The following is a 22,616-nucleotide window of genomic DNA, read 5'->3' on the forward strand; positions in this document are numbered from 1 at the left end:
CCCTCCCCGATTAGAAGCGCGTACCACCCGAGAAGCGGAAGGCCTGGGTGCGGTCGGCGCCGACCTTCACGCCGTCGCCGCGATCCACACCCTCTTCCTTGGAAAGAGCGATAGCGTAATCGAAGCGGATCGGACCGAGCGGCGATGTCCACAGGATGGACGCACCGACCGACGAACGGATCTTATGGCTGTCCAGAACGTCCACGCATTCCTGCGTGGTGGTCTGGTTCACGCTGCGAGTGCAGGCGCCCGTCAGCGGGTTGTAGCCCGTGATGATCGAGTTGCCGTTCACGTCGAAGCGGGTCGGACCCTCGTAGCCGAACAGCGTACCGGCATCTGCGAAGACGGCGCCCTTCAGGCCAAGATCGCGCGGCAGGCCGAAGATCGGGAACTGCACTTCGAGCGATCCGCCGAAATAGGTGGTGCCGCCGAGGGCGTTGGCATTCGAGTCGAGGCTCGAAATGTCACGCGGGCCGATGCCGTTGGTAGCGAAGCCGCGCACAAGGGACGGGCCCATGAAGAACTGGTCGACGATACGCAGAGTTCCGCCTTCGCCGAGGCCCTGGTTGTTCTCGCCGAAGCCCTGGATGTGACCACCCTGAACGCGGGCGATACCGACGACGTCCTCGATGATCTCGTAGTAGTAACGAGCGTCACCCGTGGCGCGGAAGTAGCGCGAGTCGCCGCCGAGGCCTGCAACGTCCGTCTTTACCTCACCGTAGAAGCCGCTACGCGGCTCGCGAGTGCTGTCGAGGGAGTTGTAGTTGAAGGTCAAGCCGGCCAACGAGGTCAGCGTGTCACCTTCCGAGCCCTTAATCGCCAGAGAGGCTTCACCGTTGCCTTCGCAGAACAGGCGGTTCGGCGTGCCGTCCGCATTCAGCTGGGTATAGCCGGCAATCGGGATCGAGCAGTCGTTATAGGGCTGCTTTTCATCGTTCGGGATGTCTAGCTGCTGCTGGTAGAGCGAGTAGCGGGCCGTGATCGAGAATTCTTCCGTGAACGGCAGGCCGAGGCGGAGCTGACCACCCGTCATGCGGTTCTCGTAGCGCGAGTAGCGCGTCTGGTCGCTGAACTTCGAGAACAGGTCGATACCGGCCGCCATGCGGTAGCCGAGGAAGTAAGGCTCCGTGAAGGAGAAGTCGACACCGTTCGAGCGCTGGCCGAGCTGGCCTGCGAGGCGGACGAACTGGCCACGGCCGAGGAAGTTGGATTCGGTGACCGAGACTTCACCGATGAAGCCGTCGGACGTCGAGTAACCGCCCGAGACCGAGAAGGCGCCGGTGGACTGATCTTCCACATCCACGTTCACGACCACGCGGTCGGCCGAGGAACCCGGCTCGTTGGAGATACGGACGCGCTTGAAATACCCGAGGTTGTTCAGGCGGCGCTCGGCACGATCGACGAACACCTGATTGTAGGCATCGCCCTCACCCAGGTCGAACTCGCGGCGGATGACGTAGTCGCGGGTACGGGTGTTGCCGCGAACGTTGATACGCTCGATGTAGATACGCGGACCTTCCTCGACAACGTAGCCGAGATTGATCGTGCGGGACGCGGGATCGCGGGTACCGATGGGGCGAACCTGCGCGAAAGCATTGCCGGTGCGAACTACATCGGTGGTCATCACCTGAACCGACTTCTGCACGGCGTCGGCGTTGTAGACCTGCCCGGTGGAGGTCGAGAGATCGCTGCGAAGCGCCTCGGCATCGACCGTGGGGATGCGGGAATCGACGGTGACATTGCCGATCCGGTACTGCTCACCCTCTTCGACGGAGATCGTCACGACATAGCCGCCGGCATTCGCGTCGAACTGCACGTCGGTGGAAACGACGCGGAAGTCGGCATAGCCGTTCTTCAGGTAGTAACGGCGAATGAGTTCGAGATCGTTGGCGATCCGGTCCGGATCATAGACGTCCGTGCTCTTGAAAAAGCTCAGAAGGTTGGTCTCGGTGGTCTGCATGATGCCACGCAGACGACCGGACGAAACCTGATTGTTGCCGACGAAGCGGATTTCCTTCACGCCCGTCTTGTCGCCCTCGACGATGGTGTACACCACGTCGACGCGGCCATTCGGCAGGTCGACGATACGCGGCGTCACCTGGGCAAGACCACGGCCGGAGCGGCTGTAGATGCTCAGAATGCGCTGAACGTCGGCGTCGATCGTGGCCTGATTGACCGGAGTGCGGGCCCGAGCCTGCAACTCACCTTCGATCAGAGCCTTCTCAACCTTGCTGTTACCTTCGATGGCAACGCGGTTGATGATCGGCCCCTGAGCCACCGAGGCACGGCGGCTGGATTGGGGAGCGCCTTGAGCGAAAGCGCCTTCAGCAGCGGTCAAACCAGCCATGAGAGCACTCATGGCGATCACTGCAGTGGCGGCCGGCTTCTTCCGGCGTGGCGTGGTCGTCGACATCATCAACTGGCCCGTTTCTTTTATACTTCGTCCAATGCGAGGGTCCTCCCCGCCGGTTGAGACAGAGGTCCCAACCTATCGGTGCTGTCCCGCTTGTACAAACTTTCACCGTCATTGCAAACGGCACATACAAACACAGTAGCAATTTTTACCCGGCGTGGCGTCCGTGTCACGTTCCATGGGGAAGAAATCTCGTGACAAGGTGAACGACGTCTTCACCCAAACGAGCGGGCGAGATCGCTCCAGGTCGCCAGGATCATCAACATTCCTACCAGAACAAAGCCGATGCGAAACCCAATTTCTTGGGCTTTTTCACTCAGTGGACGTCCGCGCACAGCTTCGATGGCATAGAAAAGAAGATGTCCGCCATCCAAGAGAGGAATCGGAAAAAGATTAATGAGTCCAATGGATACGGACATGAAGCCGATGAGATTTACGAGGCTGTAGACCCCTCCGACCTCGAAGGCAGTCCCCGCAATTCGAGCAATCCCCACCGGTCCGGAGAGCTGGTCGATGGATTCCCGTCCCAGGACGAGCCTGCGCAGGAAGTTCATGGTCCGGTCCACCTGGCTCCAGGTGTCATAGGCGCCAGCCTGGAGAGCTTCCAAAGGCGTGTATGAAATCCGCTTGATGGCCGATTTTTCCTGTGGAGCCTTGACGCCGAGCAGGCCGATGCGCTGCTTTCCGAAGGGTGTCTCCCGCTCCTCGACGGCAGGAATCGCCGTCAGGTTGACGTTCTCGCCATGGCGCTCAACCACAAAGTTCAGCGTTTCACCGGAACTGGAGCTGACGATGACCTGCATGTCCCCGAAAGTATCGATCCGCCGTCCGTCGATGAAGCGGATCACATCCTGCGGCAAGAACCCGGCCTTCTCGGCGGCACTGCCCGGCAGGACGGATTCGATCACCGGCTCCAGCACCGCGCGGCCGCTGAAATAGTTGAACCCCGCGAAGATCGCGATGGCGAGGATGAAATTGGCAATCGGCCCCGCCGCGACGATGGCCGCGCGCTTCGCGACATTCTGATGGGGAAAACTGATCGACCTCTGCTCTGCGGGCATCCGATCCAGCTGATCCTGATCGGGAACGCTCGCGGCATTGAGGTCACCGACGAACTTCACGTAGCCGCCGAGGGGAATCGCTGAGATCTTCCAGCGAGTGCCATGCTTGTCGGTCCAGCCGTAGATCTCCCGTCCGAATCCGATGGAGAAGGCGGTCACGCCCACGCCGCAGCGGCGACCGACCCAGTAATGTCCGTACTCGTGGATGAAGACGACGACTGTCAGCACCACGAGGAAGGAAATCAACGTCAGGAACAGGGAGCCTGTCGCGCCGCTGAGTGTCGAAAGCCATTCCATCACATCACCTTTCGCGCCCGATCAGGGCACATCAATTCCGCATCGCAGGGACAAGCTGACGCGCCAAGGTGCGAGCCTCGTCATCGATGGACAAGGCCTCGGCAACCGTCGCAGGTGCTCCCACGGTTCCCGAGAAAGTTGAGCAAACGCGCTCAACCATCTCTGAAATATCATAAAATCCGATCCGGCCTGCCATATACGCCTCGACGGCGATCTCATTGGCTGCATTCAGGATTGTCGGCATCGCTCCTCCGGTCTTGAGCGCGGCCTTGGCCAGAGACAGGCATGGAAACCTGGTCTCATCCGGCTTTTCGAAGGTTAAGCGGCCAATCGCGGCAAGATCGAGACGAGGCAGGCCCATGAATAGCCGCGCGTCATTCCGCAGCGCATTGGCAATCGGCACCTTCATGTCCGGCAGGGCGAGGCCTGCGGTCACTGCGCCGTCGCTCCACTGCACGAGGCCATGAACGATGGCTTCCGGATGCACAAGCACATCGAGTCGCTCGGCGCCAAGGCCGAACAGATGATGAGCCTCAATCAGCTCGAGCCCTTTATTCATGAGCGTGGCCGAGTCGATGTTGATCTTCGAGCCCATGGACCAGATCGGGTGGGCCGAGGCCTCCTTGGCGTTGGCTTTGGCGATCCGCTCGCGCTCCCAGGTGCGGAATGGGCCGCCGCTGGCAGTAATCACCGCCTTTTCCACATCCCGGTTGAGGCCGGCAGCGAGAGCGTGATCGAGCGCATTGTGCTCGGAATCCACAGGCATGATCTCGACGCCGAGGTGGCGCGCATCGGCCATGAAAGCGGCACCGGCGCAGACGAGGCTCTCCTTGTTGGCGAGCGCGATGCGCTTGGCGGAGCGCAACGCCGCATGGGTTGGCTCCAGACCGGCGGTCCCGCTGATGGCGGCGAGCACGATATCGACCGGGCGGGCCGCAGCTTCGAGCACTGCCGTATGGCCCGCTCCAGCTTCGATGCCCGAACCGGCAAGCGCATCCTTCAGGGCAGCCGACCCGCTTTCATCGGCAAGTGCCGCGAAGCGGGCACCGAGGCGCTTCGCCATCACAGCCAGGGCCTCGGCATTGCGTCCCCCGACCACCGCCTCGACGCGGAACTCGTCTCTCTGGGCAAGAACCACATCGGCCGTGGAGCCGCCAATCGAGCCGGTGGCACCGAGAATCGTAAGAGAACGCGCCATGAAGAGTTATGCAGCTCCGTAGCCAGCGAGAAGAACGAGACCGACGATGAGGCAGACAGCCCAAAAGCCGTCGAGGCGATCCATCACGCCACCATGCCCAGGTATGAGATGGCTCGAATCCTTCACATCGCAATGGCGCTTGAGGGCGGATTCGCCCAAATCACCGAGTTGGCTGGCAATCGATGCGACGATGGACAGCGCGATGGTACCCCCAAGGCCGAAGCTGTGATCGATACCGAGCCTGCGGCCGATGAGAGCGACAAGACAGCCGGCAATGACAGCGGCAAGGACACCGCCCAGAAAACCGGACCAGGTCTTCTTGGGGCTGACAGCCGGCCACAACTTCGGCCCGCCAAGGGCGCGGCCGGTGAAATAGGCCGCGATATCCGTGGCCCAGACCACGGCGAACATCCAGATCAGGCCGAGAATGCCGAGCTCGGGCGTGGCCCGTACCAGCGGTGGCACGAGGACGATGATGGCCGCATAGGCGAAAGCGGCAGCCGACCACAGCTTCTCCCGCGATCCCCGGGTCAGAAGCGCCCCGGCGACCAGGGCGATGAGAGCGACAGCCGCTGAGTCCATGAAGCTCCCATTGAGAAGGAACAGCACGGTCAGCGCCAGAAGTCCGAGACCATAGATCGCCTGCACCGGGCGGCGGGGCTCGCTGCGGACCATATCGGTCCACTCGACCATCATCGCGATACCGGCAGCGAGCCAGAACAGGGCAAAGGGCCAGCCGCCCCAGTAGGCAGCAAGCAGCGCCAATACGACCATGACGATGGCGGAGGCGACGCGGGTCTTCAGTTCGCTAGGCGTGCTTTTGCGGATTTCCGGCGTCAGGGCCGAGCCTTCGTCGGATGCCATCTCAGCTGGCCTTGGCGCTCAGGCCGCCGAAGCGCCGATCGCGGCGGCAATACTCGTCGATGGCAGCCTTGAAGATCGCCTCGTCGAAATCGGGCCAGTAATCGGGCAGGAAGACGAATTCGGAATAGGCGGTCTGCCAGGTGAGAAAATTCGATACCCGCTGCTCGCCGGATGTGCGGATGACGAGGTCGGGATCGGGAATGTCGTGCGTGTCGAGAGCAGCGCTAAGGACGTCCATGTCGATGGAAGCGGGATCGAGCGTCCCCGCCTTGACCCTCTCGGCCAGGGCGCGCACCGCGTTCACGATCTCCTGACGACCACCGTAATTGAAGGCGATCACCAGGGTCAGGCCCGTATTGCCCCGCGTCAACTGTTCGGATTCCTCCAGCAGGACGCGGATATCGGCGGGGAGGCCCTGGCGCTCGCCGATGATGCGGACGCGGATGTTGTTGGCGTGCAGTTCCGCGAGGTCGTGGCGGACGAAACGCTTGAGGAGGCCCATGAGGAAAGACACTTCCTCGGCGGGGCGGCGCCAGTTCTCGGCGGAAAAACTGTAGACGGTAAGGTAGCGGATTCCGAGGTCACCCGCCGCGCGCACGGCTCGGCGGATCGCCTCGATGCCCTTCCGGTGCCCTTCGAACCGGGGCAGACCTCTCTGAGCGGCCCAGCGGCCGTTGCCATCCATGATGATGGCCACATGCACCGGACCGCCCTCACCCATCTGCGGATGGGCGAGGATGGGGGCAGACCGTTTGGCTTCGCCGCTCATGATCGAATTCCCATGCAAGTCGCTCAGACTTGCATGATTTCCTTTTCCTTGGCCACCAGCAGCTGCTCGATTTCCGCCACGAACTGGTCGGTTGCCTTCTGCACCTGGTCGCCGTCGCGCTTGGCGTCGTCCTCGCTGATGGCGGAGTCCTTTTCCAGCTTCTTGAGCAGGTCCAGGCCGTCGCGGCGCACGTGGCGGACGGCGATGCGCGCCTCTTCGGCGTATTTATGCGCGACCTTCACCATTTCCTTGCGGCGCTGCTCGTTCATCTCGGGGATGCGCAGGCGGATGACCTGGCCTTCGGTCTGCGGGTTGAGGCCGAGATCCGACTCGCGGATCGCCTTTTCCACGGCAGCCACCATGCCGCGATCCCACACCTGCACGCTGAGCAGGCGCGGCTCCGGCACGTTGACGGTCGCCACCTGGGAGATCGACATCATGGAGCCATAGGCATCGATCTGGAGCGGATCGAGCAGGCTCGGCGAGGCACGGCCCGTGCGCAGGCTGCCCAGGTCGTGTTTGAAGGAGTTGATGGCGCCCTGCATGCGGCGCTTCACATCTGCGAGGTCAAAGGTCGTGGCCATAAGATCTTTTCCTTACGCGAACAATTTCAAAACGGGCTTACGCTTCCCACGGTTCGGCATCAAGGGGCCACAATGGTCGAGGGCACATTTCCCAGAAGAAGATCGGTCACAGAGCTGGGAGCATGGACCGAGCCGACGATGATCGAGAGCTTACTCTCGCGGGCTAGCGCAAAAGCCGCCGTATCCATGACCTTCAGGTCCTTGGCGATGGCCTCGTCATGGGTCAGGCGGTCGAAGCGGACGGCGCTCGGGTCCTTCTTGGGATCGGCGGAATAGACGCCGTCCACCTGGGTGGCCTTCAAAACCGCATCGCATTTGAGCTCGGCGGCGCGCAGCACGGCGGCGGTGTCGGTGGTGAAGAACGGGTTGCCGGTGCCGCCCGCAAGCACCACCACCTGGCCCTTGTCCAGATGGTGCAGGGCCGGCTGGCGAGCGTAGGTTTCGCAGATTGTCGGCATGGAAACCGCCGACATGGTGCGGGCCGGCACGCCTGCTGCGTTCAGGGCCGTCTCGATGGCGAGCGAGTTCATGACCGTGCCGAGCATGCCCATGGAATCGGCGGTGGGGCGATCGATCCAGCCGGCTGCGCTCATGCGTGCGCCGCGGATAATGTTGCCGCCGCCGATCACGACGGCGATCTCGAACCCAGCCTTGGTGGCGCGTGCGAGATCACGGGACAGGCGGGAAAGAACTTCGGAATCCAGCCAGTAGCCGTCGGGAGCCATCAAGGCTTCTCCCGAGAGCTTCACTAGAACGCGCCGGAATTGTGCCACTGTCTGACTCCTTGTTTTTTGTTCGCCTGAAAATCACTTGCCGGAAGGCCCGGCTCGCAACCTCTTTCAAGATAAGGCCGGAAAGTTTGCCGGATTTATAGCCTTCTCATGAAAACGGCGGCTGAGAAGCCGCCGTTTTGCCGAAAGATGTTAGGCCTTTTTGAGCCCGGCCTGGGCGGCCACTTCGGCCGCGAAGTCCGGGGCCTCTTCCTTCTCGATGCCCTCGCCGAGAGCATAGCGAACGAAGCCCTTCAGGGTGACCGGCTTGCCGGCCTTGGACTCGGCTTCCTTGAGCACCTGAGAGATGGTCTTGGAAGAATCGTGCACGAAGGGCTGCTCGAGGAGCGTGACTTCCTTGAAGTAGCTCTTCAGGCCGCTCTCGACGATCTTCTGCATGACATTGTCCGGCTTGCCGGCGTTCTTGTCGCGCAGGATGGCGCTTTCGCGCTCGATCGTGGCGGCATCGACGCCCGACGCGTCCAGAGCGACCGGGTTCGTCGCGGCGACGTGCATGGCGATCTGACGGCCCAGCGTGCCGAGAACGGTCACGTCACCCTCGGATTCGAGAGCCACGAGCACGCCGATCTTGCCGAGGCCTTCGGTCACGGCGTTGTGGACGTAGGTCGAGATCACGCCCTTCGAGACTTCGAGCTTGGCGATGCGGCGCAGGGTCATGTTCTCGCCGATGGTGGCGATGAGCTCCTGCAGGCGGTCCTTGATGGTCGTCGATGAGCCGGGGAACGTGGCGGCTTCGAGCGACTGGATGGTGCCGTTGCCGTTCAGGCCGATCTTGGCGGCTTCGCGAACGAAGGCCTGGAACTGATCGTTACGGGCAACGAAGTCCGTCTCCGAGTTGACCTCGAGGATCGTGGCGGTGTGACCGGAAGACTCGACGGCGACAAGGCCCTCGGCGGCAACGCGGCCAGCCTTCTTGGCGGCCTTGGAGAGGCCCTTCTTGCGCAGCCAGTCGACGGCGGCTTCCATATCGCCGTTGGTCTCGGCGAGAGCGGCCTTACAGTCCATCATGCCGGCGCTGGTCGTCTCGCGCAGCTCCTTCACCATTGCAGCGGTGATATTCGCCATGGCTTATCCTTTCACGGGTTCATGCATACATAGAGGGAGCCCGGCGCTCGTGGAACGCCGGGCTCAATCATTCGTTCGAGCTGCTTCACGCAGCATCGAGAGATTTAAACCGCAGCGGCTTCGATCGCGGAGCGGGCCTGGTCCATCCAGCCATCACGCTCGAGACGGCCGTTCAGCTTCAGGTCCTTGTCGAGCTGAGCGACATCGGCCGGCTGCATGGCAGCGAGCTGCCAGTAGTGGAAGATGCCGGCTTCGTTCAGCTTCTTCTCGAGCTGCGGGCCAACGCCGTTGAGCTTCGTCAGGTCGTCCGGAGCACCACGGGGAGCGGCCAGACGCTCGAACTGCTCACCCTCGTAGGCGGCAGTAGCGGTTTCTGTCACCGGGAGCTCTTCGGCCATCGGGTTCTCGGACGCGCCCATATCGATGCCCATATCGCCGGCACCGCGGGAGATGCCGTCAAGAGCGGCGCGTGCCACGAGATCGCAATAGAGCGAAATCGCGCGGCCGGCGTCGTCGTTGGCCGGAACCGGGAAGGTGATGCCGTCCGGGTTGGAATTGGTGTCGACGATGGCGGCCACCGGGATGCCGAGGCGGTTAGCCTCCTGGATCGCCAGCTGCTCCTTGTTGGTGTCGATGACGAAGATCAGGTCGGGCGTGCCGCCCATGTCCTTGATTCCGCCGAGAGCGCGCTCGAGCTTTTCCTTCTCACGAGCGAGCATCAGGCGCTCCTTCTTCGTGAGGCCCTGGCCGCCGCCAGCGAGAATCTCGTCCACCTTGCGCAGGCGGGAGATCGAACCGGAGATCGTCTTCCAGTTGGTGAGCATGCCACCGAGCCAGCGGGCATTCACGTAGTACTGAGCCGAACGCTTGGCGGCATCGGCCACGGCGTCGGCAGCCTGACGCTTCGTGCCGACGAAGAGCACGCGACCGCCCTTGGCAACCGTGTCGCTGACGGCCTGAAGAGCGCGGTGCATCATCGGGACCGACTGGGCGAGGTCGATGATATGGATGTTGTTGCGGGTGCCGAAGATGTATTGACCCATCTTCGGGTTCCAACGGTGGGCCTGGTGGCCAAAGTGAGCGCCAGCCTCAAGAAGGCTGCGCATCGAGAATTCAGGAAGCGCCATAGTCTTTTCTCCGGTTAAGCCTCCGCGGAACAGTGAACCGGCCTTGCCGGCCACCGGGGGTTCCTCATGGACTCATGAGGGGATTCCGCGTGTGGGATGTGGGCGCATATATGCGGAAAGAAGACAAAATGCAAGCAGGAAGGGACCCCGCCCCTGGCTATGACCAAGTTGACTGTTTAAACGAGAAAAGCCCTTGGCTGACAAGGCAGCCAAAGGCTTTCTTGGGACGACGCTAGACTGCTGCGAAAATCTCTGAGCCGAGCCTCAGACGAACAGGATGCTTATTTCCTGCCGCCGCCATTATCTCCACCCCGGCCATTTCCGTCGCCGCCACGGCCACCGTTGCCATTTCCACCACCCGGATTAGAGGGGTCGGTTCCCTTTACATCCGTATTGGTATTGTCAGCCGGCTCTGATCCATTGCCAAGGCCATTGTTGTTACCGGGCCCCTGGCCATTGTTGTTGCCATGGCCGCCGTTGCCATTGCCACCGCCCGGATTGGAGGGATCGGCACCCTTTGCATCCGTGCCGCTGTTATCGTCTGGCTCCGATCCGTTGCCGAGACCGTTGTTGTTACCGGGACCTTGGCCATTGTTGTTGCCGGAACCCTGATTATTGCCGTTATTGGTAGATCCACCGGTTGTCCCTGGCGTGTTGCTGCCGCTGGAAGCACCCGACGAGACATCGGCTGTCGTTGAATTTGTACCTGTGGCGCCACCGGACAGCGACCCCGAACTCAAGGAGGAGCCTGCTGTCACGCCAAGAGTTCCCGATGCACCAAGGGTTCCTGAGGCACCGTTAGAAAGGGCCCGGGAACCTGACATACGTGAAGAGTTGATCGATCCCGTTGCGAGATCGTTCCGGTCATCGGTGTTTTGGCGGCGCGATGCCTGAGGAAGAATGGCGCAGCTACAGACTTCCTGACCGCTAACGATGCGGAGCCGGCAATTGCCATACATCGAGGGATCCGCGACGGCCGGCTGACATTGCTGGCCTGGCCTGACAACTTGGGCATAAGTCGCCCCCGAAGATGTCAGAAACAGAGCTGCGGCAGACAAAGCGAGAGCATGCGAACGTTTCATGGTTCACCTTTACAACACTAACATTGAGGGAGCCCACCAAGATATTGAGGGAGCCCACCAAGATGATGAGTTCAAGTAGACTAATGACGTTCAAGCAAGAACAATGTTCCGATACATTGAATAAAATGTTCTCAGGCTGGAAGATGACAGATTTTGCATGATCTGAGACGCCAAAATACTAAATTTTGATAAGATCGATCTCAGATGCGCGCTTAAGATTTTTGGATAACCACAAAAAATCTTGACCTTTACAGATCTCGCGCTTCGCCCAAGGCAAGCTTGTGCCATAAAACGGCTCTGCTGGCATAGGGTTCCCTACGCCTCGTATCGGTGATCCACTTATTCACGCAAAATGCCGGACTGCTTTCTGAGAATTTATTGGAAATTAGCCAAGCTTTAAATTGTCCAAAGGCGACGCCGTGTCGTCGTAGCCGGACTTTCTGCCGAGATCGGACAGAATGAGGATGACTGGCCCCAATAGAACCAGACCAGCAAGCATTGCCCAGGCTTCGTTCGTGGCTGCTGCCAGCCCCGCACTTTCGAGCAGAGGCCGCACATAAACCTGGACCATCGGGTCGTCGGGAGACGGCAATGGCCCGGCCAGGAAGGATTCGGGGATGCCGATGGCGCGGGCCGCATCGAGATCACCTGCCTTGAGGCGGTCGAGCAAGGTCTGTGCATGCTCAGGGCCGCGGGTCCAGAGAATCGTATCGATCAAGGCAAGACCGATCGCGCCTCCAAGGTTGCGCATGAGATTGAACAGGCTGCTCGCATCGGGCACCCGCTCGGCAGACAGATGCCCAAGCGCTAAGCGCGTGGGAGGCAGAAGGCAGAGCATAATCGCAATGCCACGGATCACTTGCGGCCAGAACATTTCATGGAAGTCGGCGTCACGAGGCTGAAAAGCGCTTAGGCCAAGACCGATACCGAAGAGCACGAACCCGATGATTGTCAGAGTGGCCGCGGTGACATGGCGTTCCGCCCTAAGGACGAGAGGAGCAGTCACGAGTTGGGCGGCACCCGTAACCAACATGATTTCTCCAATACGAAGCGCCCCATGACCTCTGACAAAGGAGAGAAACACCGGCATGAGATAAACCGAGCCATAGAGCCCGATGCCAGTGAGGAAGCTCAATGCGCATCCGACGGCAAGGCGTCGGTCGCGCAGATTCGACAGACTGACGATGGGTGCTGCTCTCCGCAAGCTGCGAAGTACGAACAGGCTCCCCGACGCAACACAGAAAACAAAAATCGCAAGGACGCTCGGCGACAGCCATCCGCGATGCGGAGCTTCCTTCAGCCCGATCTCCAAGGCGGCAAGAGCTAAAGCGACACCGAGCAACGCGATCCAATCGAACGCGCGCGCTATGCCAAAATTCGCGCGCTCACGCGGCAGGCAGAGCAAGCCTGTCAAGCCGGCGACAAGACCTGGAATGACATTGATCAGGAACAGCCAATGCCAGGAATAAGTCTGCGTAATCCAGCCGCCGACAACAGGCCCTAAAGTCGGCGCGAGAACGGCAAGAACGCCGGCGATGGTGGTCGCCACCGCCTCGACCTTCTTCGGAAAAAGCAAAAAGACCGCCGAGAAGACCAAAGGGATCAATGTGCCGCCAGCAAACCCTTGCAGGACCCGCCACACGGCCAACGAAGCAAAGCCCGCGCTGCCGGCGCAGCCAATGGAAATCATCGTGAATACGGCAATCGCCGTCACGAACAGGCCGCGCATGGTGAGCATCCGCGTCAACCAGCCGGTCAGTGGAATCGAGATGACTTCGGCGATGAGATAGGCGGTCTGCACCCAACTCATCTGATCGAGAGGGATATCAAGGGCAGATCGAATTTCCGGCAGCGACGTCGCCACCACCTGGATGTCCAGGATCGCCATGAACATGCCGAGGCACATGGCGCAAAAGCCTGCCCATGTGCGAAACGAGACGGGCTTGTACGGCAAGCTGCCCGCCGCCATCGGTCTACGTCGTCTGAAGCGCGGAGAACCGTTCGAAGGCCTGCATTTCAGCGCGGATGCGGATCCTCAGGACGGCTGCGTTCATGAGCGAAAAGAGAACGGCATATCCTGGGAGTCCATAAGCGAGAGGCAGGACAGCGATCTCCGCGACGACGAGGAGATAGTTCGGATGGCTCACGAACCGGTACGGCCCGGTACGAACCAGCGGAGCCTTCGGCAGAACGATGATGCGCGTGGTCCAGCGATCCCCCAACGATGCCAGAATCCAGATCCGCGCAGCCTGAAGCGCGACATACACTCCCGCCCAACCAAGAATGAGAGGATGATCCCAAACCAGCATCCAAAGGCCGAGAAGCCACGCGGCATGAACGAAGACGATCAGCCCGTAATGCCTTGCTCCGACCTCAACGGCTCCACGCGCCTTGAGACGCCGCGTATTGCGGCGCGCCCATGCCAGCTCGCAGATCCTTTGCAGCGTCACCAGGATCAGCAGAGCAAGCCCCAGTCTCATCGATTTCGTTCCAAGACGAGGCAGGAAGCTGTAAACCCCGGCCCCATCGCGATCAGGAGACAGCGCTGTGGCAAGCCGGCGCGCAAGACTCTTTCCAGGACAAACAGAACCGTTGGAGCGGACATGTTGCCATGCGTCGAGAGGATGTCCCGTTCATGGTCGAGCGTGCCCTCATTGAGGTGAAGCACTTTCTCAAGCGCGGTAATGATCTTCGGACCGCCTGGATGACACACGAACCGGTCGATGGATGTTATCGGAACATCCAGCCTACGGAGAATACCGAGTATGGCGGGGCCGAGATGCGTTTCCGCGAAAGGTGGCAGCGCCCGCGCGAGAACGACGCCGAAGCCGTCGGGGTCGATATCCCACCCCATGATGTCGAGAGTGCCGTGCCAGGTATGCTCGCCGGAGCCGCAGGCCGTAGCAAACCCACCCTCTCCCGCCCTCACGACGAGCGCTGCGGCGCCATCGGCAAAAAGGGCCGTGGATACCACGTTGGCAGCGGTCAGCTTGTCAGGCCTGACGGCCAAGGTGGACAATTCGACGGTCACGAACAGGATGATGCTTCCCGGGGAAGCCGCCGCCAGGCGCGTAGCGAGCGTAAGTCCGGTAACCCCTGCCGCACAGCCGAGACCGAAGAGCGGAACGCGCGTCACGTCCTCCCGAAAACCGAGTCGATCGAGCAGATAAGCATCGAGGCTGGGCGTTGCAATTCCGGTGGAGGATGCGATGACGACCGTGTCAACATCGGAACCGTTCAAGCCTGCGGCAGCAAGGGCCTTGCTTGCCGCTTCTTCGAAAAGGTCCGCACCGCTCTGTAGATACACTTCCGTCCGATCAGGCCAACCATGCGGCTCCAGATACCATTCGAGTGGACGCACGGCGTGGCGCTGAACGACTCCTGTCGTTTCGAAGACCTGCTCAACCTTGTCGAAATCGCCGAATTGCGGGCCAAAAACCTGTCGGGCAGCCGTTGCGATATCCTTTTGCGTCAGGATAAAGGGCGGAACGGCTGTCGCGAGCGACAGAAGGGCTGGGCGAGGTGCCATTGGGCATACTCACGCTTCCGCGGAAGCAAAATATGCCGATTATTGTATCTTAAAATTCAACCCGGCGTAATCGCGCTCGGCATGAGGCAAATCGGCGCCGACCGCTCCTGCTGGGCGCCGATTTGATTACACCACGGATCAGCTCATCTGAACTTCCACTACCCCAGGCACCGCCCGGAGGGCTCCTGCGATCTGCGGCGTGGCCATGTACTTGCCGGGAAGCTTCACCTCGACCTCGCGGTCGCCGTCTTCGAGAATCAAGACCAGGGATACCTCGCCCTCGCCCCTCGCCTTCAGGCGCTCATAGACGCTGGTGATCGGCCGCTCATCACGCAGGAAGATGCGCATGCCCTTCTGGTGCTTGGCGATGGCTTCTTCCAAGGGCTCCGCCATGCCGATGCGCGCCCTCACCTCCTCGCCTTCGAGGCCGGCCTGAAGCATGAGAACGACGGCGGTACCCGGCTCCAGCACCTCGCGCAGCCGCACGAGGCCTTCCGAGAAGATGATCGCTTCGAACTGCCCGGTCTGATCGGACAGAGTAAGAATGCCCATCTTGTTGCCGGTCTTCGTGCGGCGCTCCTGCCGGTCGAGGATAGTGGCAGCCACCTTGCCGACGGAATTGCCTGCCTTCACCGAACGACAGAAATCCACCCAGGTCTGCACGCGCAGCTTCTTGAGAAGATCGCCGTACTCATCGAGCGGATGGCCTGACAAGAAGAAGCCGACTGCATCGTATTCGCGCTGCAGGCGCTCTGCTGCAGGCCAGTGCTCGTAAGGTCCGATCCGCAGCTGTACATCCGCCGACGCCATGCCGCCGAACATATCAACCATGCCGCCATTGGCTGCCTCATGCGCCTGCTGGGCGAGGCTCATCATGGCGTCGATGGAAGCACAGGCCTTCGCGCGATCCGGCTCCAATTCATCGAAAGCACCGGCGGCGATGAGGTTTTCCAGCGTCCGCTTGTTGATCATGCGCGGATTGATGCGCCGCGCGAAATCCGCGAGATCCTTGAAAGGCTCGTCGCCGCGCGCCTCCACGACAGCCTCGATAGCCTGCCGTCCAACGCCCTTCACAGCGGCGAGCGCATAGAGGATGGAGCCCGTTCCTTCCGCGTCATAGACCACGTCGAACACCACGCCCGAACGGTTGATGGACGGCGGGATGACCTTGAAGCCGAGGCGCTGCGCCTCGCGGCGGAATTCGGACAGCTTGTCAGTGTTGTCGAGATCGAGCGTCATGGACGCGGCCATGAACTCGACCGGGAAATTCGCCTTCAGATACGCGGTCTGGAATGCGACGAGCGCGTAGGCCGCTGCGTGACTCTTATTGAAGCCGTAATCCGCGAACTTGGCGAGAAGGTCGAAAATTTCGTTGGCCTTCGACTTGTCGAGACCGCCCTCCTTCGCGCCTGCAACGAAGCGTTCGCGCTGTGCGTCCATCTCGGACTTGATCTTCTTACCCATGGCGCGGCGCAGAAGATCCGCGTCGCCGAGCGAGTAGCCAGAGAGGACCTTCGCCACCTCCATCACCTGCTCCTGGTAAACGATGATGCCGAAGGTCTCGCGCAGGATCGGTTCCAGCTTGTCGTGCGGATACCAATCCCTCTTGTTGTGCTCGTCCTTGCCGAGCTTGCGCGCGCAATAGACCGGGATGTTCGCCATCGGGCCCGGACGGTAGAGCGCCACGAGCGCGATGATGTCCTCGAAACGGTCAGTTTCCATCTCGACAAGCGCTTTTCGCATGCCCGCGGATTCCACCTGGAACACGCCGACCGTTTCACCGCGCTGGAGCATTTCGTAGGTCTTACGGTCATCGAGCGGCAGCGCCGACAGATCGATGTGAATGTCCTTGCGCTTGATGAGATCGACCGCTGTGCGCAGTACGGTGAGCGTCTTCAGGCCGAGGAAGTCGAACTTCACAAGGCCTGCCTGCTCGACCCATTTCATGTTGTACTGGGTCACGCGCATGCCGGTTTTCGGGTCTCGATAGAGCGGCACCAGCTCCTGCAACGGACGGTCGCCGATCACCACGCCCGCCGCGTGCGTGGACGCGTGGCGGTGAAGACCTTCAAGCTTTTGCGCGATGTCGAGCATCCGCTTGACGACGGGCTCCTCATCGCGCGCTGCCTGCAATTTCGGCTCGCCTTCGATGGCCTGTTCCAATGTCACCGGATTGGCCGGGTTCTGCGGCACGAGCTTGGTGAGCTTGTCCACCTGGCCATACGGCATTTCGAGCACGCGACCCACGTCGCGCAGAACGCCTCGGGCAAGCAGCGTACCGAAGGTGATAATCTGCGCGACCTGCTCTTCGCCGTAGCGCTTCTGCACATAATCGATCACGCGTTCGCGGCCATCGACGCAGAAATCGATATCGAAGTCGGGCATCGACACGCGTTCGGGATTGAGGAAGCGCTCGAACAGCAGGCCGAACCTGATGGGATCGAGATCGGTGATGGTGAGTGCATATGCTACCAGCGAGCCCGCGCCCGAACCACGGCCCGGCCCGACCGGGATGTCGTGATCCTTCGCCCATTTGATGAAGTCCGCCACGATCAGGAAGTAGCCGGGAAACTTCATGTTGCGGATGATGCCAACCTCGAATGCAAGGCGGTCGCGGTATTCCTGTTCCGTCACACCCGGTGCGGTGCCATGCGCCGCGAGACGCTTGGCCAATCCTTCTTCCGCCTGCCGCTGCAGCTCCTCGCCTTCATCCAAGTTCGCAGCTTCCGGACCAGTGCCGAAACTTGGGAGGATGGGCTTACGGGTTCTCACGCGTGTCGAGCAGCGCATGGCGATCTCGACACTCGCCTGCAGCGCGTCCGGGAGATCGGAGAAAAGCTCCATCATCTGCTGGCGCGTCTTGAAGTGATGATCCGCCGAGAGCCGACGGCGGTTGTCGTTTGAAACGAGCTGCCCTTCCGCAATGGCGAGCAGCGCGTCATGCGCCTCGTAATCCTTTGGCGACGAGAAGAACGGCTCGTTGGCAGCGACGATCGGCAGGCCGTTTCGATCGGCAAGCGCAAGCAACTCGCCTTCGATCAGGCGCTCCTCGTCGAGGTGATGACGCTGGATCTCCACATAGAGCTGGTGCCCGAAGGCCTCTTTAAGAATGTCGAGCCTCGCCTGCGCGAGCTCCCGTCGGCCACCGTTGCGGAGCGCGCAATCGAGCGGGCCTGAATAACCGCCTGTCAGCGCAATAAGCCCTTCGCTGTGGGAGTCCAGCACGGGCGCGGCAAGACTCGGAGACTCGCCGAGCGGCACGCCGAAATAGGCGTGGCTCACGAGGCGCATGAGATTGCGGTAGCCCTCCTCGTTCTGCGCCAGAAGCACGATGTTGGAGGGTTGCGGCACCACCCGCGCCACAGGATCCGCCTCCTCGAAGCAGACGGATAGTTGCACTCCGGCGATGGGCTGGATGCCCGAGCCTGCCATCTTTTCTGAAAATTCGAGCGCGCCAAAGAGATTATTGGTGTCGGTCAGTGCAATCGCAGGCTGCTTGTCGGCGGCTGCGAGTTTCTGCAATTGCGCGATCTTCAGCGCCCCCTCGAGCAGCGAATACGAGGAATGGACATGCAGGTGAACGAAGCCGATGTCTTGCAGAATGCGTGCCATGAAACTCTTCTCGAAGAATGGCGCGCATATTGCCACGATTCTCTGGCCAACGTTCTTAACGTCACCCCGAAAGGATTTGGTTCCTGTGAATCATGCCTGTCCGGCTTGTTAATTCCGGGTATTATGCGATGGGTAAAAGCACCAGTGCCCAGATCGCCACGGCTGATCCAAACACAGCGAGAGAGGTCAATTCGACTGCGGTTTCGAGTAAAATGCGAAGCATGTGAAGCCCTCCGTGTTCCTGATGTGTTCAATTATGTTCGATAAATGTTCCTTGTAAACCCGCTGTGGATCGAGCGGTGAGGACGGAGTCAACAAAGCCTTAAAATGCACGGAACTGTGCCTGCCGCGGTTCGGAGGAAAAGCTGGGGAAGGCTGTGGAGAAGTTGTTCTTCAAGCGGAGACGACAGACGCCCAGATAACGGAGCGCCGGCTGTGCTGTTGTGGCCGCACTTGTTGCGGGTATCCACTTCTTGGCCCCATCTGCTCCATAGCCCTCATCGTGAGGGATCGCTGGATGATCCTTCGAGACGCAGCCTCACGACTGCTCCTCAGGATGAGGGCCGTGGGGTGGCAACGAAGATATAGATCAACGGCACAAGTCCGGAGATGCCACGCCTCCGCCTTACGGCAGTTGGACGATCAGCCCGTCGCGGATCGTCACCCGGCGGTCCATGCGGGCGGCGAGTTCCAAGTTGTGTGTGGCGATGAGCGCGGCGAGGCGCGAGGCACGCACGATGGCGACGAGCGTCTGGAATACCCGGTCGGCGGTGTTCGGGTCGAGATTGCCAGTCGGCTCATCGGCCAGAAGGAGACGCGGTGCGTTGGCCACCGCGCGGGCGATGGCGACACGCTGCTGCTCACCGCCGGAAAGTTCTCCTGGGCGGTGAACGAGGCGTTTGCCCAATCCTAGAAAGGTCAGAAGCTGCGTGGCGCGATCCTCAGCCTCCGCTCGCGGCAGGCCGCGAATGAGCTGGGGGATCACCACATTCTCGAGCGCGGAGAATTCGGGCAGCAGGTGGTGGAACTGATAGACAAACCCCAGCTCCTCGCGGCGCACGCGGGTGCGCTCCTGGTCCGTCATCTGCGCAGTCGGCTTCGCGCCCACATAGACCTCGCCGCCATCGGGCTTCTCAAGCAGGCCTGCCAGATGCAGCAGCGTGGATTTGCCTGTGCCGGAGGGAGCGATGAGCGCCACGATTTCGCCGGGCCAGATCGCAAGATCTGCCCCGCGCAGAACCTCGAGATGACTGTCTCCTTGAGGGTAGCGACGCTCGACTTGGGAGAGGTGAAGGGCAGGCTGTGCTTGTCCGGGCGCCATGATCAACCGTACCGCAACGCTTCGACGGGATCGAGCTTCGCAGCCCGCCAAGAGGGATAAAGGGTCGCCAGCAGCGACAACCCGAGTGCCATCGCCAGTACGGTCGCAACTTCACTCGGGTTCACCTCGGACGGAATCTGGCTCAGGAAGCGCAGCGTCGGATCCCAGAGGTTCGAGTTCGTCGCCCAGGACAAGAAGTTCTGTATGGACTGAACATTGGCGGCGATCAGCAGTCCGAGCCCAAAGCCCGCGAGCGTGCCGATCACGCCGATGGAGGCACCCGTGATCAGGAAGATGCGCATGATCGAACCGCGCGTCGCGCCCATGGTGCGCAGGATCGCGATGTCCTCCGACTTGTCCTTAACGAGCATGATGAGGCCGGAGATGATGTTGAGCGCCGCCACCAGCACGATCAGCGTGAGGATGAGGAACATCACGTTGCGCTCGACCTCCAGCGCGCCGAAGAAGGTGCGGTTGCGCTGGCGCCAGTCGGTCATCATGATCGGCCTTTGCGCCGCTTCTTCGATGGCCGCACGGGCTTGATCCACTCTGTCGGCGTTGTCGAGATAAACCTCGATCAGGGGCACATCGCCCTGACGATTGAAGTAGTTCTGCGCTTCCGTCAGGGGCATGAACACGAAGGTGTTGTCGAATTCGGACATGCCGATCTCGAACACGGCCTTCACCGGATAACCTTTGACACGAGGTGCTGTGCCGAAAGGCGTTGCGGCGCCGCGTGGGGTGATGAGTGTCAGCGTATCGCCCGCCTGAATCGAGAGAGATTCAGCGAGGCGGCGACCGATGGCAACGCCCTCGCCTTCCTCGAAATTGTCGAGCGTACCCTGGCGCAGATTGTTGGCGATGTGTTCGATCTGGCGCAGGTCATTGCCACGAATGCCGCGCACGAGAACGCCGCTGCCGTTATATTGAGAAGAGCCGAAGGCCTGCCCTTCCACCAAGGGAATGGCCCGCTTCACGCCTGGAACGGCGGCGATGCGCGCCGCCACTTCAGGATAATCGGTCAGCGGACTCTCGATGGGCGCCACGAAGATGTGGCCGTTGATGCCCACGATCTTGTCGAGCAATTCCTTGCGGAAGCCGTTCATGACCGAGAGGACCACGATCAGCGTCGCAACGCCCAGCATGATGCCGAGAAACGAGAAGCCGGCGATCACCGACACGAAACCCTCGCGACGGCGCGTGCGCAGGTAGCGCCCGGCGAGCATCCACTCGAAGAGGGAGAAGGGTTTCGTTCCTGTCGGTGCCGTCTTGCTCATGACAGCTTATTTATGTGCTCCGAGCCGCGCTGCCACTCCTTCGAGGGCAAGAAGTTCACGCTCGCCCGTCGCGCGGTTCTTCAGCTCCACCTTGCCCTCGGCGAGACCCTTGGGTCCGACGAGGATCTGCAACGGCACGCCGATGAGATCGGCGGTGGCGAATTTGCCGCCCGGACGCTCGTCGCGATCATCATAGAGCACGTCGCGACCAGTGGCCGTCAGTTCGCGATAAAGCTGCTCGCTCGCCGCGTCCGTTCCGGAATCCCCGACCTTGAGGTTGAGGATCGCCACGTCGAACGGCGCGACACCCTCTGGCCAGATGATACCGTTCTCGTCGTGGCTCGCCTCGATGATGGCGGCGATCAGACGGCTCGGACCGATGCCGTATGAGCCCATGTGGACCGACCTCTCCTGCCCGTCCGGTCCCATGACCTTCGCACCCATGGGTTCGGAATATTTGGTGCCAAAATAGAAGATGTGGCCAACCTCGATGCCGCGCGCGGACATCTTCTTGTCCTCGGGAACGGCATTGAAAGCCGCTTCATCGTGCATTTCCGAGGTCGCGGCATAAAGCGACGTCCACTTGTCGACGATGCCTTGGAGGCTCTGAATGTCGTCGAAATTTGTGTCCTCGGACGGGATATCGTAGTCGAGATAGTCCGCGTGGCTGAACACTTCGCTCTCGCCCGTGGAGGCGAGAATGATGAACTCGTGGCTCAGGTTTCCGCCGATGGGGCCGGTATCGGCGCGCATCGGAATCGCCTTCAGGCCCATGCGGGCGAAGGTGCGCAGATAGGCCACGAACATCTTGTTGTAGGAATGAACCGCGCCGGCCTGATCGAGATCGAACGAATAGGCGTCCTTCATAAGGAACTCGCGCGAACGCATGACGCCGAAGCGCGGACGCACCTCGTCGCGGAACTTCCACTGGATGTGATAAAGGTTCAGCGGCAGATCCTTGTAGGAGCGCACATAACCCCGGAAAATCTCCGTGATCATTTCCTCGTTCGTCGGACCGAACAGCATTTCGCGCTCGTGCCGATCCTGGATGCGCAGCATTTCCTTGCCATAGGCGTCGTAACGGCCCGACTCACGCCACAGATCCGCCGACTGGATCGTCGGCATCAGCAGCTCCACCGCGCCGGCGCGGTTCTGCTCCTCGCGGACGATGGCGTTGATCTTGTTGAGCACCTTCAGGCCGAGAGGCAACCAGGCATAGATGCCCGCCGATTCCTGGCGGATCATGCCGGCGCGCAGCATCAGGCGATGGGAGACGATCTCCGCCTCTTTAGGCGTCTCGCGGAGAATGGGAAGGAAATAGCGGCTCAAACGCATAGGACGCCTTCAGTATCGCTCAGAGGGTTACGACTCGTTTCCAGCACACAACACAGGCTGCGAGGAAAAGACAAGCTGCCATCGTCCCAACCGGCCTGCGACGAGATGGATTAGACCAAAGATCAATACATTAAGTGCCATAAAATGCATCAGGGTGTGCCCAAAAAAGGTGACACCGCAAGGCAAGGGAACTATAAACACTTCACTAACGCCTCATACCTTCCAAGTTAGAGGTGGCGGTCCGAGTTTCGGGAGGAACACGATCCCAAGTTGCCCAGATGCGACGGCGCC

The 22,616-nt window shown here is 61.0% G+C and carries 17 protein-coding genes; all 17 read right to left on the reverse strand.

The features are described 5' to 3' along the window. Nucleotides 1-10: 10 nt before the first annotated feature. Entirely contained in the window at nt 11-2,416 is a 2,406-nt protein-coding gene (gene bamA, locus AB4Y85_RS01465; protein ID WP_441983069.1) for an outer membrane protein assembly factor BamA, read from the reverse strand. A gap of 212 nt (nt 2,417-2,628) precedes the next feature. Then, nucleotides 2,629-3,771 carry an RIP metalloprotease RseP gene (rseP, locus tag AB4Y85_RS01470; protein ID WP_441983070.1) on the reverse strand — a complete coding sequence of 381 codons (1,143 nt, stop codon included), beginning with the start codon at nt 3,769-3,771 and terminating at the stop codon, nt 2,629-2,631. Between the two features lie 31 nt (nt 3,772-3,802). Continuing rightward, a complete protein-coding gene (gene dxr, locus AB4Y85_RS01475; protein WP_441983071.1) occupies nt 3,803-4,969 on the reverse strand; it encodes a 1-deoxy-D-xylulose-5-phosphate reductoisomerase in 1,167 nt (388 codons plus the stop codon). Nucleotides 4,970-4,975: 6 nt separating this feature from the next. Next, nucleotides 4,976-5,833, reverse strand: a complete 858-nt coding sequence (locus tag AB4Y85_RS01480) for a phosphatidate cytidylyltransferase (protein ID WP_441983072.1) — start codon at nt 5,831-5,833, stop codon at nt 4,976-4,978. Nucleotide 5,834: 1 nt separating this feature from the next. Beyond that, nucleotides 5,835-6,602, reverse strand: coding sequence for an isoprenyl transferase (locus AB4Y85_RS01485; RefSeq protein WP_441983073.1), 768 nt, complete (start codon nt 6,600-6,602; stop codon nt 5,835-5,837). Between the two features lie 23 nt (nt 6,603-6,625). After that, nucleotides 6,626-7,186 (reverse strand): ribosome recycling factor, encoded by a 561-nt coding sequence (gene frr / locus AB4Y85_RS01490; RefSeq protein ID WP_441983074.1) that lies wholly within the window; start codon nt 7,184-7,186, stop codon nt 6,626-6,628. A gap of 59 nt (nt 7,187-7,245) precedes the next feature. Next, on the reverse strand, nt 7,246-7,959 hold the full coding sequence (pyrH, locus tag AB4Y85_RS01495; RefSeq protein ID WP_441983075.1) for a UMP kinase: 714 nt from the start codon (nt 7,957-7,959) through the stop codon (nt 7,246-7,248). Nucleotides 7,960-8,109: 150 nt separating this feature from the next. After that, the gene (gene tsf / locus AB4Y85_RS01500) at nt 8,110-9,042 is read right to left on the reverse strand and encodes a translation elongation factor Ts (protein WP_441983076.1); all 933 of its coding nucleotides are present in this window, start codon (nt 9,040-9,042) and stop codon (nt 8,110-8,112) included. A 104-nt stretch (nt 9,043-9,146) separates the two neighbouring features. After that, nucleotides 9,147-10,169 carry a 30S ribosomal protein S2 gene (locus AB4Y85_RS01505; RefSeq protein ID WP_441983077.1) on the reverse strand — a complete coding sequence of 341 codons (1,023 nt, stop codon included), beginning with the start codon at nt 10,167-10,169 and terminating at the stop codon, nt 9,147-9,149. A gap of 281 nt (nt 10,170-10,450) precedes the next feature. Beyond that, nucleotides 10,451-10,909 carry a hypothetical protein gene (locus AB4Y85_RS01510; RefSeq protein ID WP_441983078.1) on the reverse strand — a complete coding sequence of 153 codons (459 nt, stop codon included), beginning with the start codon at nt 10,907-10,909 and terminating at the stop codon, nt 10,451-10,453. Between the two features lie 727 nt (nt 10,910-11,636). Beyond that, a complete protein-coding gene (locus AB4Y85_RS01515) occupies nt 11,637-13,220 on the reverse strand; it encodes a DHA2 family efflux MFS transporter permease subunit (RefSeq protein ID WP_441983079.1) in 1,584 nt (527 codons plus the stop codon). Between the two features lie 4 nt (nt 13,221-13,224). Further along, nucleotides 13,225-13,731, reverse strand: a complete 507-nt coding sequence (locus AB4Y85_RS01520; protein WP_441983080.1) for an isoprenylcysteine carboxyl methyltransferase family protein — start codon at nt 13,729-13,731, stop codon at nt 13,225-13,227. Continuing rightward, on the reverse strand, nt 13,728-14,780 hold the full coding sequence (locus tag AB4Y85_RS01525; RefSeq protein WP_441983081.1) for a type III polyketide synthase: 1,053 nt from the start codon (nt 14,778-14,780) through the stop codon (nt 13,728-13,730). Before AB4Y85_RS01525 ends, AB4Y85_RS01520 begins: the two co-directional genes overlap by 4 nt. Before the next feature lie 138 nt (nt 14,781-14,918). Next, nucleotides 14,919-18,392, reverse strand: a complete 3,474-nt coding sequence (gene dnaE, locus AB4Y85_RS01530) for a DNA polymerase III subunit alpha (RefSeq protein WP_441983082.1) — start codon at nt 18,390-18,392, stop codon at nt 14,919-14,921. 625 nt (nt 18,393-19,017) lie between these two features. Further along, complete coding sequence (locus AB4Y85_RS01535) at nt 19,018-19,713, reverse strand: ABC transporter ATP-binding protein (RefSeq protein WP_441983083.1); 696 nt, start codon at nt 19,711-19,713, stop codon at nt 19,018-19,020. Nucleotides 19,714-19,715: 2 nt separating this feature from the next. Next, nucleotides 19,716-20,990: a lipoprotein-releasing ABC transporter permease subunit gene (locus tag AB4Y85_RS01540; RefSeq protein WP_441983084.1), complete on the reverse strand. Its 1,275-nt coding sequence runs from the start codon at nt 20,988-20,990 to the stop codon at nt 19,716-19,718. 6 nt (nt 20,991-20,996) lie between these two features. Further along, a complete protein-coding gene (proS, locus tag AB4Y85_RS01545; RefSeq protein ID WP_441983085.1) occupies nt 20,997-22,325 on the reverse strand; it encodes a proline--tRNA ligase in 1,329 nt (442 codons plus the stop codon). Nucleotides 22,326-22,616: the final 291 nt, after the last annotated feature.

The sequence above is a fragment of the Microvirga sp. 2YAF29 genome, from assembly GCF_052114605.1.
In the GTDB taxonomy this organism is placed as follows: Bacteria; Pseudomonadota; Alphaproteobacteria; order Rhizobiales; family Beijerinckiaceae; genus Microvirga.

What these genes read in the sequence shown, in the direction of transcription:
- bamA (WP_441983069.1), bottom strand. Translation starts at nt 2,416, where the DNA reads ATGATGTCGACGACCACGCCACGCCGGAAGAAGCCGGCCGCCACTGCA.
- rseP (WP_441983070.1), bottom strand. Translation starts at nt 3,771, where the DNA reads ATGGAATGGCTTTCGACACTCAGCGGCGCGACAGGCTCCCTGTTCCTG.
- dxr (WP_441983071.1), bottom strand. Translation starts at nt 4,969, where the DNA reads ATGGCGCGTTCTCTTACGATTCTCGGTGCCACCGGCTCGATTGGCGGC.
- AB4Y85_RS01480 (WP_441983072.1), bottom strand. Translation starts at nt 5,833, where the DNA reads ATGGCATCCGACGAAGGCTCGGCCCTGACGCCGGAAATCCGCAAAAGC.
- AB4Y85_RS01485 (WP_441983073.1), bottom strand. Translation starts at nt 6,602, where the DNA reads ATGAGCGGCGAAGCCAAACGGTCTGCCCCCATCCTCGCCCATCCGCAG.
- frr (WP_441983074.1), bottom strand. Translation starts at nt 7,186, where the DNA reads ATGGCCACGACCTTTGACCTCGCAGATGTGAAGCGCCGCATGCAGGGC.
- tsf (WP_441983076.1), bottom strand. Translation starts at nt 9,042, where the DNA reads ATGGCGAATATCACCGCTGCAATGGTGAAGGAGCTGCGCGAGACGACC.
- AB4Y85_RS01505 (WP_441983077.1), bottom strand. Translation starts at nt 10,169, where the DNA reads ATGGCGCTTCCTGAATTCTCGATGCGCAGCCTTCTTGAGGCTGGCGCT.
- AB4Y85_RS01515 (WP_441983079.1), bottom strand. Translation starts at nt 13,220, where the DNA reads ATGGCGGCGGGCAGCTTGCCGTACAAGCCCGTCTCGTTTCGCACATGG.
- AB4Y85_RS01520 (WP_441983080.1), bottom strand. Translation starts at nt 13,731, where the DNA reads ATGAGACTGGGGCTTGCTCTGCTGATCCTGGTGACGCTGCAAAGGATC.
- AB4Y85_RS01525 (WP_441983081.1), bottom strand. Translation starts at nt 14,780, where the DNA reads ATGGCACCTCGCCCAGCCCTTCTGTCGCTCGCGACAGCCGTTCCGCCC.
- dnaE (WP_441983082.1), bottom strand. Translation starts at nt 18,392, where the DNA reads ATGGCACGCATTCTGCAAGACATCGGCTTCGTTCACCTGCATGTCCAT.
- AB4Y85_RS01535 (WP_441983083.1), bottom strand. Translation starts at nt 19,713, where the DNA reads ATGGCGCCCGGACAAGCACAGCCTGCCCTTCACCTCTCCCAAGTCGAG.
- AB4Y85_RS01540 (WP_441983084.1), bottom strand. Translation starts at nt 20,990, where the DNA reads ATGAGCAAGACGGCACCGACAGGAACGAAACCCTTCTCCCTCTTCGAG.
- proS (WP_441983085.1), bottom strand. Translation starts at nt 22,325, where the DNA reads ATGCGTTTGAGCCGCTATTTCCTTCCCATTCTCCGCGAGACGCCTAAA.